Annotated in this window: 14 protein-coding genes; 9 read left to right on the top strand and 5 right to left on the bottom strand. The window is 61.1% G+C overall.

The window, feature by feature from the left end; all coding sequences use genetic code 11:
• Positions 1-64: 64 nt before the first annotated feature.
• The 3 genes from VI26_RS19225 (at position 65) to lysS (ending at position 3,848) form a co-directional block, all read left to right on the top strand.
• Positions 65-1,045, top strand: a complete 981-nt coding sequence (locus VI26_RS19225; RefSeq protein WP_048411376.1) for a malate dehydrogenase — start codon at positions 65-67, stop codon at positions 1,043-1,045.
• Positions 1,046-1,161: 116 nt separating this feature from the next.
• Positions 1,162-2,266, top strand: a protein-coding gene (prfB, locus tag VI26_RS19220) for a peptide chain release factor 2 (RefSeq protein WP_156183967.1) whose coding sequence is annotated in 2 segments (ribosomal slippage) — positions 1,162-1,242 and positions 1,244-2,266 — 1,104 coding nt in all. Because the reading frame shifts where the segments join, the coding sequence is not laid out codon by codon here.
• 76 nt (positions 2,267-2,342) lie between these two features.
• A complete protein-coding gene (lysS, locus tag VI26_RS19215; RefSeq protein WP_048411375.1) occupies positions 2,343-3,848 on the top strand; it encodes a lysine--tRNA ligase in 1,506 nt (501 codons plus the stop codon).
• 119 nt (positions 3,849-3,967) lie between these two features.
• Here lysS and VI26_RS19210 read toward each other — a convergent pair whose 3' ends face one another.
• On the bottom strand, positions 3,968-4,300 hold the full coding sequence (locus VI26_RS19210; protein ID WP_048411374.1) for a monooxygenase: 333 nt from the start codon (positions 4,298-4,300) through the stop codon (positions 3,968-3,970).
• Positions 4,301-4,868: 568 nt separating this feature from the next.
• Between VI26_RS19210 and VI26_RS19205 the strand changes: the two genes are divergently transcribed.
• Complete coding sequence (locus VI26_RS19205; protein WP_048411373.1) at positions 4,869-5,342, top strand: hypothetical protein; 474 nt, start codon at positions 4,869-4,871, stop codon at positions 5,340-5,342.
• 142 nt (positions 5,343-5,484) lie between these two features.
• Here the strand turns inward: VI26_RS19205 and VI26_RS19200 are convergent, their stop codons facing one another.
• Entirely contained in the window at positions 5,485-6,474 is a 990-nt protein-coding gene (locus tag VI26_RS19200) for an aldo/keto reductase (RefSeq protein ID WP_048411372.1), read from the bottom strand.
• Positions 6,475-6,577: 103 nt separating this feature from the next.
• Here VI26_RS19200 and VI26_RS19195 point away from each other — a divergent pair, with 103 nt between their 5' ends.
• Positions 6,578-7,489, top strand: coding sequence for a LysR family transcriptional regulator (locus VI26_RS19195; protein ID WP_048411371.1), 912 nt, complete (start codon positions 6,578-6,580; stop codon positions 7,487-7,489).
• A 22-nt stretch (positions 7,490-7,511) separates the two neighbouring features.
• Here VI26_RS19195 and VI26_RS19190 read toward each other — a convergent pair whose 3' ends face one another.
• Entirely contained in the window at positions 7,512-10,322 is a 2,811-nt protein-coding gene (locus VI26_RS19190) for a bifunctional diguanylate cyclase/phosphodiesterase (RefSeq protein WP_048411370.1), read from the bottom strand.
• A gap of 244 nt (positions 10,323-10,566) precedes the next feature.
• Between VI26_RS19190 and VI26_RS19185 the strand changes: the two genes are divergently transcribed.
• The 3 genes from VI26_RS19185 to VI26_RS19175 all read left to right on the top strand — a co-directional run bounded on the left by VI26_RS19185 (position 10,567) and on the right by VI26_RS19175 (position 13,754).
• Entirely contained in the window at positions 10,567-11,886 is a 1,320-nt protein-coding gene (locus VI26_RS19185) for a TRZ/ATZ family hydrolase (protein ID WP_048411369.1), read from the top strand.
• A 2-nt stretch (positions 11,887-11,888) separates the two neighbouring features.
• The gene (gene ubiG / locus VI26_RS19180) at positions 11,889-12,587 is read left to right on the top strand and encodes a bifunctional 2-polyprenyl-6-hydroxyphenol methylase/3-demethylubiquinol 3-O-methyltransferase UbiG (RefSeq protein ID WP_048411368.1); all 699 of its coding nucleotides are present in this window, start codon (positions 11,889-11,891) and stop codon (positions 12,585-12,587) included.
• 498 nt (positions 12,588-13,085) lie between these two features.
• Positions 13,086-13,754, top strand: a complete 669-nt coding sequence (locus VI26_RS19175; protein ID WP_048411367.1) for a GntR family transcriptional regulator — start codon at positions 13,086-13,088, stop codon at positions 13,752-13,754.
• On the opposite strand, the gene VI26_RS19170 is transcribed toward VI26_RS19175, so the two are convergent.
• Positions 13,737-14,642: a LysR family transcriptional regulator gene (locus VI26_RS19170; protein WP_048411366.1), complete on the bottom strand. Its 906-nt coding sequence runs from the start codon at positions 14,640-14,642 to the stop codon at positions 13,737-13,739. The genes VI26_RS19175 and VI26_RS19170 overlap by 18 nt on opposite strands.
• A gap of 87 nt (positions 14,643-14,729) precedes the next feature.
• On the opposite strand from VI26_RS19170, the gene mdtH reads away from it, so the two are divergent.
• Complete coding sequence (gene mdtH / locus VI26_RS19165) at positions 14,730-15,932, top strand: multidrug efflux MFS transporter MdtH (RefSeq protein ID WP_048411365.1); 1,203 nt, start codon at positions 14,730-14,732, stop codon at positions 15,930-15,932.
• Between the two features lie 85 nt (positions 15,933-16,017).
• On the opposite strand, the gene VI26_RS19160 is transcribed toward mdtH, so the two are convergent.
• Positions 16,018-16,221, bottom strand: a complete 204-nt coding sequence (locus tag VI26_RS19160; RefSeq protein ID WP_011137214.1) for a cold-shock protein — start codon at positions 16,219-16,221, stop codon at positions 16,018-16,020.
• Positions 16,222-16,431 lie beyond the last annotated feature (210 nt).

The raw sequence follows: 16,431 nt of genomic DNA, 5'->3' as shown, positions 1-16,431 counted from the left end.
TTCAATGCTGCAGAGCAATATCTGCCTATCATCATTATCGGATACATCAAAGGAGAGTCCGCCAATGAAAGCTCCCGTTCGCGTTGCCGTTACCGGCGCAGCCGGCCAGATCGGCTACAGCCTGCTGTTCCGCATTGCCAGTGGCGAAATGCTCGGCAAGGATCAACCGGTCATCCTGCAATTGCTGGACCTGCCGCAAGCCCAGACCGCGCTCAAGGGCGTGATGATGGAACTCGAAGACTGTGCCTTCCCGCTGCTGGCCGGCATGGTCGCCACCGACGATCCGAACGTTGCCTTCAAGGACGTCAAGGTCGCGCTGCTGGTGGGCGCCCGTCCGCGCAGCAAGGGCATGGAACGCAAGGACTTGCTGGAAGCCAACGGCGCCATCTTCACCGTGCAGGGCAAGGCGCTGAACGACCACGCCGCCCGCGACGTGAAAGTGCTGGTGGTGGGCAACCCGGCCAACACCAACGCCTGGATCGCGATGAAGTCCGCTCCGGACCTGAATCCGAAAAACTTCACCGCCATGTTGCGTCTTGACCACAACCGCGCGCTGTCCCAGATCGCCGCCAAGACCGGCAAGCCGGTGGCCGCCATCGAAAAGCTGGCGGTATGGGGCAACCACTCGCCGACCATGTACGCCGACTACCGCTTCGCCAGCATTGATGGCCAGCCGGTCAAGGCCATGATCAATGACGAAGCCTGGAACCGCGATGTATTCCTGCCCACCGTGGGTAAGCGCGGCGCCGCCATCATCGAGGCGCGCGGCCTGTCTTCCGCCGCCTCCGCCGCCAACGCCGCCATCGACCATGTGCATGACTGGGTGCTGGGCAGCCAGGGCAAATGGGTGACCATGGGCATTCCGTCCGACGGTTCCTACGGTATCCCGGAAGGCGTGATGTACGGCTTCCCGGTTGTATGCGAAAATGGCGAATACAAGATTGTGCAAGGTCTGGAAATCGACGAATTCAGCCGCGAGCGGATGAACTTCACCCTGGCCGAACTGGAAGAAGAGCGCGCCGCCATCGCTCACCTGTTTGGCTGATCCATCCCAAGTCTTTTCAGCAAAAGCGCACCTTACGGTGCGCTTTTTTGTCTTTGATCAAGACCCGATTTCCCGACTGCCTATATTTAACAGACTGCCATTTGGAGTTGAGCATGATTGAAGTCGAAGTACTGAACCAAATCGCGGCCAAGATAGACGACCTGGCCACCCGTGGCGCCGACATCCGGGGGTATCTTTGACTACGACGGTAAAAAAGACCGTCTGGAAGAAGTATCCCGCCTGACCGAAGACCCGGATATCTGGAATGACCCCAAGCGCGCCCAGGAACTGGGCCGCGAGCGCAAACAGCTGGAAGACGTGGTGCTGGTGATCGACGAGATCAGCGCCATGGTCGGCGACAGCGCCGAGCTGTTCGAAATGGGCCGCGCCGAAAACGACGACGACACCATCCTGGCCGTGCAGGCCGATCTGGAAACCGCCGAAGCCAAGCTCGCGCAGCTGGAATTCCGCCGGATGTTCCACGACCCGATGGACCCGAACAACTGCTTCCTGGACATCCAGGCCGGCGCCGGCGGCACCGAGGCCCAGGACTGGGCCGGCATGCTGCTGCGCATGTATATCCGCTACGCCGAACGCAAGGGCTTCAGCGTGGAAGTGCTGGAGGAGTCCGAAGGCGAAGTGGCCGGCATCACCAGCGCCACGCTGAAGATCAGCGGCGAATACGCCTATGGCCTGCTGCGCTCGGAAGTGGGCGTGCACCGCCTGGTGCGAGTGTCGCCGTTCGACTCCAACGCGCGTCGCCACACCTCGTTCTCCTCGGTCTTCGTCTATCCGGAAGTCGACGACAGCTTCGAGATCGACATCAATCCGGCCGATCTGCGCGTCGACACCTACCGCGCCTCCGGCGCTGGCGGTCAGCACATCAACAAGACCGACTCCGCCGTGCGCATCACCCACAATCCCAGCGGGATCGTGGTGCAGTGCCAGAACGACCGCTCCCAGCACCGCAACCGCGACGAAGCGATGCAGATGCTGCGCGCCAAACTGTACGAGCTGGAACTGAAAAAACGCAACGAGGCCAAGCAGGCGCTGGAAGACACCAAGACCGATGTGGGCTGGGGCCACCAGATCCGCTCCTACGTCTTCGACCAGTCCCGCATCAAGGACCTGCGCACCAGCTACGAAGTGGGCAATATCAAGGGCGTCATGGATGGCGACCTGGACGGCTTTATCGAAGCCAGCCTGAAACAGGGCGTTTGAACCTAAAACCCGCTTAACCCGGCCGCCGTCGCCCACGCGGCGGCCAACAGCCATTGCATTGAACTACGGAGTGAACATGTCTGAACACGAGCAAGCATCGCCCAGCCAGGACGAAAACCAGATCATGGCGGAACGCCGCCAAAAGCTGAAGAGCATCCGCGAACAGCGCATCGCCTTCCCCAACGACTTCAAGCGCAGCCACTTCGCGCAAGTCCTGCAGGACGCGCACGCCGGCAAGGAAAAGGAAGCGCTGGAAGCCGAAAAGATCGAGGTTGCCGTCGCCGGCCGCATGATGTTGAAACGTGTGATGGGCAAGGCCAGCTTCGCCACGCTGCAAGACGGCAGCGGTCGCATCCAGGCCTATATCTCCAATGACGGCGTGGGTGAAGAACAACACGCCGAGTTCAAGCACTGGGACCTGGGCGACATCGTCGCCATCAAGGGCGTGCTGTTCAAGACCAAGACCGGTGAACTGACGGTGCAGGCCAGCGAAGTGCGCCTGCTGTCCAAGAACATCCGTCCGCTGCCGGAGAAATTCCACGGCATCACCGATCAGGAAACCAAGTACCGTCAGCGCTACGCCGACCTGATCATGAACGAGGACAGCCGCCAGACCTTCATCAAGCGCTCCAAGATCATCCAGAAGGTGCGCGACGTGATGGTGGGCGAAGGCTATCTGGAAGTGGAAACCCCGATGATGCACCCGATTCCGGGCGGCGCCGCGGCCAAGCCTTTCGTCACCCACCACAATGCGCTGGACATGCCCTTGTACCTGCGCATCGCGCCTGAGCTGTACCTGAAGCGCCTGGTGGTCGGTGGCCTGGAGCGCGTGTTCGAGATCAACCGCAACTTCCGCAACGAGGGGATGAGCACGCGCCACAACCCCGAGTTCACCATGATCGAGTTCTACGAGGCCTACAGCGACTACCAGCGCATGATGGAGATGACCGAAACCATCATCCGCGAATGCGCGCTGGTGTCCTGCGGCTCCACCACCGTCAGCTATCAAGGCAAGGAAGTGGACCTGGGCAAGCCCTTCGATCGCTTCACCATCGTCGGCGCGATCAAGCACTACAACCCGCAATACAGCGACGAGCAACTGGCCGACGCAGCCTGGGTGGCCGGCGAGATCAAGCGCCTGGGCGGCAAGCTGCCGCCGGCGCCTGGCCTGGGCAGCCTGCAACTGGCGCTGTTTGAAGAGTGCGCCGAAAGCCTGCTGTGGAACCCGACCTTCATCATCGACTACCCGGTGGAAGTGTCCCCGCTGGCGCGCGGTTCCGACAGCAAGCCGGGCCTGACCGAGCGCTTCGAACTGTTCATCGTCGGCCGCGAGCACGCCAACGGCTACTCCGAGTTGAACGATCCGGAAGACCAGGCCGCGCGCTTCCTGTCCCAGGTGGCGCAGAAGGACGCCGGCGACGACGAAGCGATGCACTACGACGCCGACTACATCCGCGCGATGGAATACGGCCTGCCGCCGACCGGCGGCTGCGGCATCGGCATCGACCGCCTGGTGATGCTGCTGACCGACGCGCCGTCGATCCGCGACGTCATCCTGTTCCCGCAGATGCGTCCGGAATAAGCGCCTAAAGCCTTCGGCACGATAAAGCCGCCCGCCTTTCGGCGAGCGGCTTTTTCTTTTCCCCCTCTGCCGTACCCTACTTTTCAAACGCAGACAAGGGCCTCGGCACGAGCTCTCGGCTACTCAGCCCCAAGCGGCTCCGGCCCGCGTGCAAAGCCCGCATGGTTGAGCTCGCTGAGTGCCACGTTCACATCAAAAATCCGGCCGCTCATCTCGGAAACGCCCAAGGCCTTCAGTCTGGCGCTGTGCATGCGCAGATAAGCTTGCGCCGTTTCTTCGCTGGCAAACAGATAGATGCCGCCAGCCTCTCGCCTATCCTGATTCTCCGTCCATATTTTCCAGATGAAACCGGGCTCCTGATTGATGGAGGCCGCCAGCTCCCGCAACTGGCTGCTCATAGCCTCGCCGAAAGGACCGGAGAAATCGAAGTGGATTTGCAGAAGTTTTTGCATGAAAGCGTTTCCTGTAGGACGTAAGAACCTGTTCATAGTCTGCTGCGCATCGGCGGGATGGATAGAAATGGGCGTTGAAACCGGCTTCGAAATGCTCATGTACCGTATGTACACTCCGCTTTCTCAGCCGTTTTCACCTTGTCTCACCTTAGAACCTGTTCAAAGTCTGCTGCGCTTCGGCGATACGGCGTTGAAACCAAGCTCAAAATGCTCATGTACCACTTGTACATTCCGCTTTTTCGCTCGTTTTCGCCTTGTCTCGCCCTTGCTCGCGAGACTTTGAACAGGCTCTTAGCTCGCGAGATCGTAAACAGGTTCTTAAGAGGTGTTTGAGACCTGGGCAGCGCGCCACCTCCTCAAACAGGGGAAATGCAGGGGCTCCTCCAATGGATCATCGGGCTTCTCGCTCTCGCGCGCAGTCAAGATCGGAAAGTTTTTGCGTTTGTTTGCAAAACCCCCTTTCCCGCCAACAATATACATAATTCATCTGTTGAAATTCGCGCATGCGCAATAGTGATGGACGATATTGGCAGTACAACACTCGCTTGTACTACAAAAGGACATTGCCATGAAACGCTTATTCGTCTTCGCTGCGCTCAGCGCCTCCGCCTGGCTCAGCGCCATGCCGGCCCAGGCCGGCGTATCCATCAGTGTCGGAGAGCCCGGCTTTTACGGCCAGCTGAATATCGGCGGCTTTCCGGTGCCGGAACTGATCTCGCCGCAGCCGGTGATCATCCAGCCCGCCCCCGTGGCCATTGCGCCGATCTATCTGCGCGTGCCGCCTGGGCATATCAAGCAATGGGGCCGCTACTGCGGCCGCTACAACGCCTGTGGCCGGCCGGTCTACTTCGTCCGCGACGACTGGTACCAACGGGTCTATGTGCCGCATTACCAGGACATCCACCGCGGCCATGAACATGAGCGCGATAAGGGCCGCGACAAGAACCACGACAAGGATCGCGATCACCGCGACTGGCATGACGAGCACGACCATGGCCACGACCATGAGCGGGATCGCCAGGACTGGCGGCGCGACCACTAAGAGCCGGTTTACGATCCGCTGCGCGTCGTCAGACATGACGAGGTGAGCGCGTCTTCAACCACAAGGCCTTGCCTCGCCCCATGATCGTGAACTCGCGCCCAACCCGGCGGCGGCCCCGTCTCTGCGACGGGCCGCCGCGCGCTCAGCGCTGCACCATGGCCATCACGGTTTCGGCGTAGCGCAACCCGCTGACCGCGTCCGGCGGAAACACCGCGTCGATAGCCGCCAACTCCGCCGGGCTCAGACTCAGCTCCAAAGCCCCCAGATTGTCATCCAGATTGCGCTGCCGGCGCGCGCCGGGTATCGCGACGATATGCTCGCCATGCGCCAACACCCAGGCCAGCGCCAATTGCGCCGGACTGCAGCCCTTGTCTGCGGCCATCACCTTCACCTTGTCCACCAACGCCAGATTGCGCTGGAAATTGTCGCCCTGAAAGCGCGGGTTGCCGCGCCGGTAGTCATCGGCGTCGAAATCGTCCGGGCTCCTGATCGCTCCGGTCAAGAAACCACGCCCCAGCGGGCTGTAAGCGACGAAACCGACACCCAGCTCCAGGCACAAGACCAGCGCCTGCTGCTCCGGGTCTCGTGTCCACAAGGAATACTCGCTTTGCAGCGCATGAATGGGATGGACCGCGTGCGCGCGGCGCAAGGTGTCGGGCGCGGCCTCGGACAGGCCCAGATAACGGACCTTGCCGGCGCGAACCAGCTCCGCCATCGCGCCCACGGTATCTTCTATCGGCACCTCTGGATCGACCCGGTGCTGGTAGTAGAGATCGATGACATCGACGCCCAGCCGCTTGAGACTGCCTTCGCAGCTGCTGCGCACGTATTCCGGACGGCCGTTGACGCCGCGCGCCGCCGGACTGGCCGAGTCCATCACGATGCCGAACTTGGTCGCCAGCACCACCTCGCTACGGCGTGACTTCAGCAGCTGCGCCAGCAATTCCTCATTGCGGTAAGGGCCGTACATATCGGCGGTGTCCAGCAGATTGACGCCGCGATCCAGCGCGTGATTCAGCGTGCGCAGCGATTCCGCGTCGTCATGCGCGCCGTAGAAAGCGCTCATGCCCATGCAGCCCAAGCCCAAAGCGGAAACGGAGGGGCCGTTACGGCCCAGCATGCGTTGCTTCATGTCAGTCATCCTTGGTGGTCGGAGAAGATGCCTGAAGCATAGACGCTTGCCTCCCACGGAAAAATGGGCTTAATCTGCATTCATTGCGTAGGAAATCTTCATAATGAGCCAAGCCTCACTACATGCCTTGCAAGCCTTCCGCCTGATCGCCCGGCACGGCAGCTTCACCCGCGCCGCCGCGCAGCTGGAGATCAGCGCTTCGGCGCTGAGCCAGACGCTGCGCCAACTGGAAGCGCAACTGGGCGTGCGCCTGTTGAACCGCACCACTCGCCGGGTGGGCCTGACCGAAGCCGGCCAGGCGCTGCTGGCACGGGTAACACCCTTGCTGGAACAACTGGACGGCGCGCTCGACGATGCGCGCCAATGGCAGGGCCAGGCCAGCGGCACGCTGAAACTGACGCTGCCGCACACCGCTGCCGCCCTGCTGCTGTATCCGCTATTGCCGGGCTTTATGCGCGCTTATCCGCAAGTGAAGCTGGAGCTGGATGTGAACAACAGCCTGGTGGATATCGTCGCCCACGGTCTGGACGCAGGGCTGCGTTTTGGCGAAAGCCTGCAGCAGGACATGCAGGCGGTAGCGGTCAGCCCGCCCATCCGCTTTTGCGTGGTGGCCAGCCCCGGTTATCTGCAAGCCAGGGGCGTTCCCGCCCATCCGGCCCAGCTGCAGCAGCATGACTGCCTGCGCTACCGTTTCTCCGGTAGCGGCCAGGTGTATCGTTGGCAGTTCGTCGAGGCCGGCCGGCCGCTGGAGGCGGCGGTGCAAGGACCGCTGACCGCCAACGACAGCCTGGCGGCGCTGCACGTCGCGCAGGCTGGACTGGGGCTGGCGTATCTGCCACAACCCATGGCCCAGCCCTATCTGGCGGATGGCCGCCTGAGCGCGGTATTGGAGGAATGGATGCCTCCGGCTGAGGCGTTTTACCTGTATTACCCGCACCATCTGCATCAGCCGGCCAAGCTGCGGGTATTCATCGACTATCTGAGACAAGCCGCCGCGGCACAGCGCGGCGGATGAGACGCATGGCGCGCGGCCGGCCTTATTCCTGCGGCAGCAGGCTGTCCTGTGCCAACAGTTTGACGAACTCGTCCGCCGGCAGCGGCCGGGCAATCAGATAGCCTTGCACGTATTCGCAGCCCTCGCGCTGCAGGAAGTGCCATTGCTCTATCGTCTCCACCCCTTCCGCCACCACTTTCATATTCAGGTTCTTGGCCATATTGATGATGGCGCGGGCAATGGCGGTATCGTCGGCGTCGTGCGGAATGTCACGCACGAAGGAGCGGTCGATCTTCAGCTTGTCCGCCTTGAAACGCTTCAGATAGGACAAGCTGGAATAGCCGGTGCCGAAGTCGTCGATCGACAGCTTCAAGCCCATATTCTTCATATTGTCTATCGCCTGGATGGTGGCTTGCGCGTCTTCCATCACCACGCTTTCGGTCACCTCGATGTCCAGCGCATGGCCGGGCAAGCCATTGACGGCCAGCGCCGAGGTGATCTGATCCGCCAGGTCGGACTGGCGGAACTGCAGCGCGGACAGATTGATGGCCAGCGTCAGCTCCGGCAGGCCCTGGCTGCGCCAGGCCGCCAGTTGGCGCGTGGCCTCCCCTATCACCCAATTGCCGATCTGCACGATGAAGCCGCGCTCTTCCGCCACCTCGATGAAGCGCACCGGCCCCAGCACGCCCAACGATGGATGGTTCCAGCGGATCAGCGCCTCCGCGCCGATGATGCGGCCGCTGGCCATTTCCACTTGCGGCTGGTAATGCAGCACGAATTCCTCGCGCTCCAGCGCGAAACGCAGCTGGCTTTCAATCGCCAGGATTTCACGGGCGCGGGCATTGAGGTCGGCGGTGTAGAACTTGTAGCTGTTGCGGCCGGAGGATTTGGCGTGATACATCGCCGCGTCGGCGTTACGCACCAGGGTTTCGTAATCGCGGCCGTCGTCCGGGTAGACGCTGATGCCTATCGACGGCGTGATGGTGATCACATGGTTATGCAGCTCGATGGAGGCGGAGAAGGCATCGCGGATGCGCTCCGCCGCCAACGCCGCTTCGCCGGGATCGGAGATCACCGGCAACAATACGATGAATTCGTCGCCACCCTGGCGCGCCAGCATCTCGCCCGGCCCCAATACCCCCTTGATGCGATCCGCCGCCACTTGCAGCAGGGTGTCGCCAGCGGTATGGCCCAGCGACTCGTTGACGGTCTTGAAGCGGTCCAGGTCCAGCAGCAGCAAGGCCAGCCGCTCATTATCGCGGCCGGCGTTGTGGATCGCCAGTTCCACCCGGTCCTGCATGTGCACGCGGTTGGGCAGGCTGGTCAGCACGTCGAAATGCGCGAGGAACTGGATGCGCTCGTCGGCGGCCTTGCGTTCGGTCAGGTCGCTGAAAATGGCCACGTAATGGGTGACTTCACCCAGGCTGTTGCGCACCGCGTTGATCGCCAGCCACTCGGGGAACACTTCGCCGTTCTTGCGACGGTTCCACAATTCGCCCTGCCAGGAGCCGTGGTCGGCGATCGATTGCCACATCTGCTCGTAGAACGGCTGGTCGTGACGTCCGGAGGACAAGACGCTGGTCTTCTGCCCCAATACCTCGTGCTGGGTGTAGCCGGTGATTTCGGTGAAGGCGCGGTTGACGCTGCGGATGCGCTTGTCGGCATCGGTGATCATGATGCCTTCCACGGTGTTCTCGAACACCTTGGCCGCCAGTTGCACCCTCTCCTCCGCCGCGCGCTTCTCGGAGATGTCGCGCACCATGCGCCATACCGCGTTGATGCGGCCGAAGGCGTCGCGCATCGCCACGGTCTTGACGCTGACCGGCACCGGATTGCCGAAGCGGTTGATGTAAGTGGCCTCGAACTCGTCGCAATAGCCGAAGCGCAGCACCTTGTTGTCCAGATTGAAGCGCTCCAGCGCCTCGCTCTCCTGTCCCACCAGGGTCCAGAAATTCTGTAGCTTGAGCTGGTCCAGGCTATAGCACATCAGATTGAGGAAGGCCGGATTGGCGTCTATCACCTGGCCGTCCAAGGAACTGATCACGATGCCATCAAGGTTGGACCAGAACAACTCGCGGTATTTGTTCTCGGAACGGCGCAGCGCGTCCTCCACCTCGCGGCGGCGGGAAATGTCCGCCTCCAGCGCCAACGTCTTGGCGCGTAATTCGTCCAGCAAGCGCTTGAGCTCGGCGCGCGTCCATTCCAGGTGTTTGCCCAGGTGGCCGATCTCATCGCGGCGCTGCCATTCAAATGGCCGGTCCAGCTTCAACTCCGCCAGCAGCCGCGCCTGCTCGGTCAGCGCCTTCATCGGGCTGAGGAAGCGCGAATGCAGAATGCTCATGATCAGCAGGATGGACAACACCAGCTGCGCCACCAGAATCATCAAGATGTTCTTGATCTGATTATTCAGCGCGATCGCGAGGTGTTCATTATCGAATTCCAGCGTTACCTGGCCGATTTCCTCGCCGCGGTAAATCACCGGCTTTTCCACGAAGGACACGCTGCCGATACGGCGCTCGGCACGCACCGATGACAGGAATATCTGATTGGACTGGGTATCGGTGACGCGGATGGACACCACGCGGGCATCTTCCATCACCGAGGCGATCAGCGGATTGCCGGCCTGGCGGCTCAGATTCCACAAGGGCTCCTGCATGCCCAGCGCCACGATGTCCAGCAAGCGCTTCTGGTCGGTTTCCAATTGCGCGGTCAGCGCGTCCCGTTGAATATTGAAGCTCAGATAGCTAATGATGGACGCGGGAATCAGCAAGCCCAGCACCACGGCGATGAGAAAGACAGCCCTAAGGGAAAGGCCGGTACTGGCTGTGGATTTATCGTCAGCGTGGTGTGCCATGTTTGCGTTTATTATCGCTCGCCATTAGCCGCAGGCAATTTGAGCCCATGCGTCAGTTGTTCATATTTTCAAAAGTATACACCGGATAATCACCGCAAAATGCTGGAATATTCACTAGTCATCGCGATGTCAAGCCCGGTTGAAACAAGCCTTGCGTCTGCCTTGCGCGACGGCTTGCATCATTGCCTTGCCATTAGCCTCGGCCTACAATCCACCACACTTCAAATCGCGCCAGGATTGCCCCATGTCCCAGTCCCGTTATGACAAAATTATCACCGCCCGCTGGATTATCACTGTAGAGAAAGATGGTGAAATCCTGGAAAACCACGCCATTGCTTTGAAGGATGGCAGGATTGCCGCGATTATTCCAGCTAACCAAGCCAGCGCGCTGGAAGCGGATCAGCGCGTGGACTTGCCCAATCATGTGCTGATGCCTGGCCTGATCAATCTGCATGGCCACTCCGCGATGACGCTGTTGCGCGGCATGGCCGACGACAAGGCGTTGATGGACTGGCTGACCAACCATATCTGGCCGGCCGAGGGCAAGCATGTGCGTGACGACTTCGTGTTCGACGGCGCGCTGCTGGCAATGGGGGAAATGATCCGCTGTGGCACCACCACCATCAATGATATGTACTTCTATCATGGCGCGATGGCGCGTGCCGGCCTGGCCTCCGGCATGCGTACCTTCGTCGGCTGTTCCATCCTGGAGTTCCCCACCAACTACGCCAGCAATGCCGACGACTACATCAGCAAATCGCTGGCCGAGCGCCGCCAGTTCCTGGGCGAGGAGCTGATCACCTTCACGCTGGCGCCGCACGCGCCCTATACCGTATCGGACGACACCTTCGCCAAGGTGGTGACGCTGGCGGAACAGGAAGACATGCTGATCCACTGCCACATCCACGAAACCGCGGACGAGGTCGGCAACAGCGTCAAGGAACACCATCAGCGCCCGCTGGCGCGCCTGCAGCAACTGGGCCTGCTGTCGCCGCGGCTGGTGGCCGCCCACATGGTGCACCTGAACGATGAGGAAATCGAACTGGTGGCCAAGCATGGCGTATCGGTGGCGCATAACCCGTCGTCCAATATGAAGCTGGCCTCCGGCATCGCTCCCATTCCCAAGATGCTGCAAGCCGGCATCGCCGTGGGCATAGGCACCGACGGCGCCGCCTCCAACAACAAGCTGGACATGCTGGCGGAAACCCGCCTGGCGGCGCTGCTGGCCAAAGTGGGCACGCTGGACCCCACCTCGGTGCCGGCGGCCACCGCCATCCGCATGGCTACGCTCAACGGCGCGCGCGCGCTGGGCATCGACGACAAGGTCGGCTCCATCGTCGCCGGCAAGCAGGCGGACCTGATCGCCATCGATCTGTCCGCCATTGAAACCGCGCCGGCCTTCGACCCCATCTCCCACGTGGTGTACGCGGCTGGCCGCGAACAAGTCAGCCATGTCTGGGTCAAAGGCCAGGCCCTCTTGGAACAACGCCAACTCAAGACCCTGGACGAAGCCGCGCTCAAGGCGCGCGCCGAAGACTGGCGTCACCGCATCCTGGCAAAATAATCATGATCAATGTAGACGAAACCGAAATCGATAAATTCAGCCAGTTGGCGCACAAATGGTGGGATATGAGCGGCGAATTCAAGCCGCTGCATGAAATCAACCCGCTGCGCCTGGACTTCATCGACAGCCGCGCCGCCATCGCCGGCAAACAAGTGCTGGACGTGGGCTGCGGCGGCGGCATCCTGGCGGAAAGCATGGCCGCGCGCGGCGCCGGCGTCACCGGCATCGACCTGGCCAAGAAGTCGCTGAAAGTGGCGCAATTGCACAGCCTGGAATCCGGCGTGACGGTGGATTACCGCTGTGTGGCGGTGGAAGAGCTGGCGGCGGAAGCGCCGGCCAGCTTCGACGTGGTCACCTGCATGGAAATGCTGGAACACGTGCCGGACCCGCAAAGCGTGGTGCGCAGCTGCGCCAGTCTGGTGAAGCCTGGCGGCTGGGTGTTCTTCTCCACCTTGAACCGCAACGCCAAATCCTACTTGCTGGCGGTGATAGGCGCCGAATACGTGCTGAACATGCTGCCGCGAGGCACCCATGAATATGCGCGCTTCCTCAAGCCCTCCGAATTGTCGCGCATGGCCCGCAACGCCGGCCTGGAACTGGAAACGGTCTGCGGCATGGGCTACAACCCGTTGACGCGCATCTATGCGCTGGGCGAGGACACCGACGTCAATTATCTGATGGCCTGCCGCCGCCCCGAATAAGCCGCAAGAAAAAAGGCCTTCGCCAATGGCGAAGGCCTGAATCACACTCCCGGTTCCACACCGGACACAACCCGCTTGAGTTCGCGAATGCCGCGCCTGCTCCCAGCGCCCCGCCGGATGGCCCGCTTGGCGGCGTGAACGGCTTACGCCTTTCATCGCCTGCGAGCTGCTGTTCCAGCGCGGACCAGCGCCTGCCGGCTCCGCAAGACGACGCCGCGAAAACCCGCCGCCGCCTTTTGCTTATTTGAGATAGCCCCTCTCGTGTCAGCCATTTAAAACAAGCGTTTTAATCGTATGATTGATATGATGAATGCGCAAGTAAAAACTTCCCGATGCCCGATATGTGCGGCAAGTTGACAACAGTTTGCGCCGAAGTTATTGATAATGTTTTGACTATAACAATCTGTCGGACAAACTACTGCCAGACAAACATCACGGTTTGATTGCCGCCCGATATCAAACATAGGAAAATAATAATATTCTATTCCGGAGAGCAAGATGACGTTCAAGGCGAACGACTCACTGACTGAACAAATCGCCCAATACCTGGGCAAACAAATCATACAAGGTACGATGCAAGCCGGAGAGCGCATCCAGGAGTTGCGCATTGCGTCGGAACTGGAAGTCAGCCGCGGGTCCGTGCGCGAAGCTTTGCTGATCCTGCAACGCCGCCACCTGGTGGAGATTTTCCCGCGCCGCGGCGCGGTGGTGTCCAGCATCACCGGCGACGATGTGCGCCACTTCTTCGAACTCTGGTTCCTGCTGCTGGACCAGGCGGTCTGTAATCTCGCCACCTCCTGGCAAAACGACGACCTGGCCCACTTCTTCGAAGTCACCACCCAGTTGGCCGAATGCAACCGCCGCGATGATCTGCAAGGCTTTTACGAACACGGCGTCGACTTTCTCGACACCTTGTACCGCTATGCCGGCAATCGCTATCTGGAGAGCACGCTGAAGGATCTGCTGCCGCTGACTCAGCGCTGCCTATTCGCCATTCTGCGCGCCGGCAAAAGCCAAATGGACCAGACCCAGCAGTTCCTGGAAAACCTGCTCAAGACCATCATCGCCCGCGACACCGCCAAACTGCGCCAGATGGTGGCGGCCTTCGGCCAACAATACAGCTTGCTGGCACAAGGCGCCGCCGAATCGCTAAGCGGCCGCCATTGACGCCCAGCGCTCTGCCAGCGCCCGGGCGGCTCGCAGCACCAATTCCTTGCCTGCATCCCGCCGTTTGCCGGTCCGCCATGCCATGGTGACCTCCCACTGCCAGGCCGGCAGATCGGCAATCCTCACCCTGCGCAGCACACCCTCGGCCAGATCGGACTGAATAGACAACTCCGGCAGGAAACACAGAAAGCCATGGCGCATGGCCAGCTCCCTGGCCGCCGACGCCGGCTGTACCGCATGAATGGGCTGCGCCACCGTGCGCGCCAGCCGCAGCCGGCGTATCAACTCATCACACTCCACGCCCCAGTATTGAGGCGCAATCCAGTAAGACGCCACTTCCTCCAGGCGCAGCGGCTGTTCCTTCTCCGCCAGCGGATGCCCGGCGGCCACCACTGCCACGATGGGCGAACGCCATAGTGTTTCCATCTGTATGCCCGCCATCGCCGGGCAGCGCAGCACAAAACCGACCTGCACCAGGCCGGACAACAGATTCTGCATGATCTGCTGCGAGTGATCGGTATCACAGCGGATTTCCAGCGGCGCCTCCGCCAGCGCCAGCAACAGCGGGCCGAACACCGATGAAGTCAGCGACGGCAAACAGGATAAGCGCAAGCAAGGCAGGGCCGGCGTGCCTTGCAGGATTTCCCGCCCCTGTTCCAAGGCCGACACCGCTTGCCGCGCCGATGGCAGAAAGGCCAGGCAGGCCGCGGTCGGCTCCGCGCCGCGGCGATGGCGCTGGAACAAGCCGATATTCAACTCCTGCTCAAGTTGCTGTACCCGCTGGCTGACCTGGGGCTGCGACCAGCCGCGCTTGGCCGCGGCCTGACTGAAGCTGCCAAGCTCGGCGATATCAAGCAACAGGCACAAATCGGCAAAAGAAATAGACATAATGAAATCCAATATTAACTATTACGGATTAGTCTCTTACACAATATCAGGGCGCCTCATAAAATGACATGAAAATAAGGAGATTTCATGGCGCTGCTAAAGCGGGCCCGGACCTTGGGCAAGGGCTTCATCCTGCTGGACAACCTGATTGTGGTATTTGGATTCTTCATGGTATTCCCGCTGATCAGCCTGCATTTCGTCGATCAATTGGGGTGGAGCGCCGCCGCGGTGGGCCTGGGTCTAGGCCTGCGACAATTCACCCAGCAAGGGCTGGGATTATTTGGAGGTTCGCTGGCCGATCGCTTCGGCGCCAAGCCGCTGATCGTCGCCGGCATGTTGATGCGCGCAGCCGGCTTCGCCACCATGGCGCTGGCGGACACACCCTGGCAATTGTGGCTGTCCTGCCTGCTGTCCGGCCTGGGCGGCACCCTATTCGATCCGCCGCGCTCCGCCCTGGTGGCCAAGCTGACCCGCCCGCGCGAACGCAGCCGCTTCTACTCGCTGCTGCTGATGCAGGACAGCGCCGGCGCGGTGGGCGGCGCCTTGTTTGGTTCCTGGCTGCTACAGTTTGATTTCCGCTGGGTGGGACTGGGCGGCGCGGTGGTGTTTCTGGCGGCGGCAGCAGCGAACGCCTGGCTGCTGCCCGCCTATCGGGTGGCTACTCGTCGCGCACCGGCATGGAACGCAATCCGCCTGGTGCTGGGCGACCGCCGCTTCCTCAAGCTGGTGCTTACCCTCAGCGGCTATTATCTGCTCAGCGTGCAGATCATGCTGCTGGTGCCCATCGCCATCAAGCACCTGACCGGCTCCGCGCAAGCCGTCGGCTGGATGTATGGGCTGGAAACCTTGCTGTCCTTGACCCTGCTCTACCCGCTGGCGCGCATCGGCGAGCGCCATTTCCGCCTGGAAACCCGGGTATTGGCCGGCCTTGCGCTGATGAGCCTGAGCCTGGCCTGCATGGCCGTGGTGCGGCAGCCCGCGTCCGCCTTCCTCGTCCTTGGGGTCTTTTTCCTCGGCACCATCATCACCGAGCCGGCGCGCGAAACCCTGGTGGCCAGCCTGGCGAAACCGGACGCGTGCGCCAGCTATATGGGCGCCAGCCGGCTGGGACTGGCCCTGGGTGGCGGCATCGGCTTTTTCGCCGGCGGCTGGCTGTACGACTTCGCCCAGCGCCAGCAGCAAGCCGGCTTGCCCTGGCTGCTGCTCTCCATCATCGGCGCCATCACTTTCATCGCCTTGGCGCGCCAGTTCGGCGTCTCCATGCCGCAGGCGGCCAAGCAAGCGGCCTGACAACAACAAAAGCCCGCCGGATGGCGGGCTTTTCATCAATCAGCTGGGCTGTTTGCCTTGCGGCAAGCAGACAGTAAAACCGGTATTACGCGTTCTGAATATTAGACGCTTGCTTACCCTTCGGACCGGACACCACTTCAAAGCTTACACGTTGACCCTCTTTCAGGGTTTTGAAGCCTTGCATGTTGATGGCCGAGAAGTGAGCGAACAAGTCTTCGCCGCCTTCGTCCGGAGTGATGAAACCAAAGCCCTTAGCGTCATTGAACCACTTAACGGTACCAAATGCCATTCTTACTTCCTTGCAAAAAAAGGCTGGTGAAGCCGACCAACTTAGAGCTTAATAGAGCTGTCGGGCCTGCCAAGCGCAAAAAAATGCCAAACAGTTAAGCCAAGCACCAGCTGCATTTCTACGCAAGCCGCAGCGCATCGTCAAGTGATAGAGGAAAAGTGCCAGTCCCCTTGAAAAAAACTCTTGGGGAACCCAAATTGAAGTAAGACG

The sequence above is a fragment of the Chromobacterium sp. LK1 genome (assembly GCF_001043555.1).
Classification (GTDB): domain Bacteria; phylum Pseudomonadota; class Gammaproteobacteria; order Burkholderiales; family Chromobacteriaceae; genus Chromobacterium; species Chromobacterium aquaticum.
The sequence above is the reverse complement of the archived record's forward strand: the minus strand, read 5'-3'. Positions and strand labels throughout refer to the sequence as shown.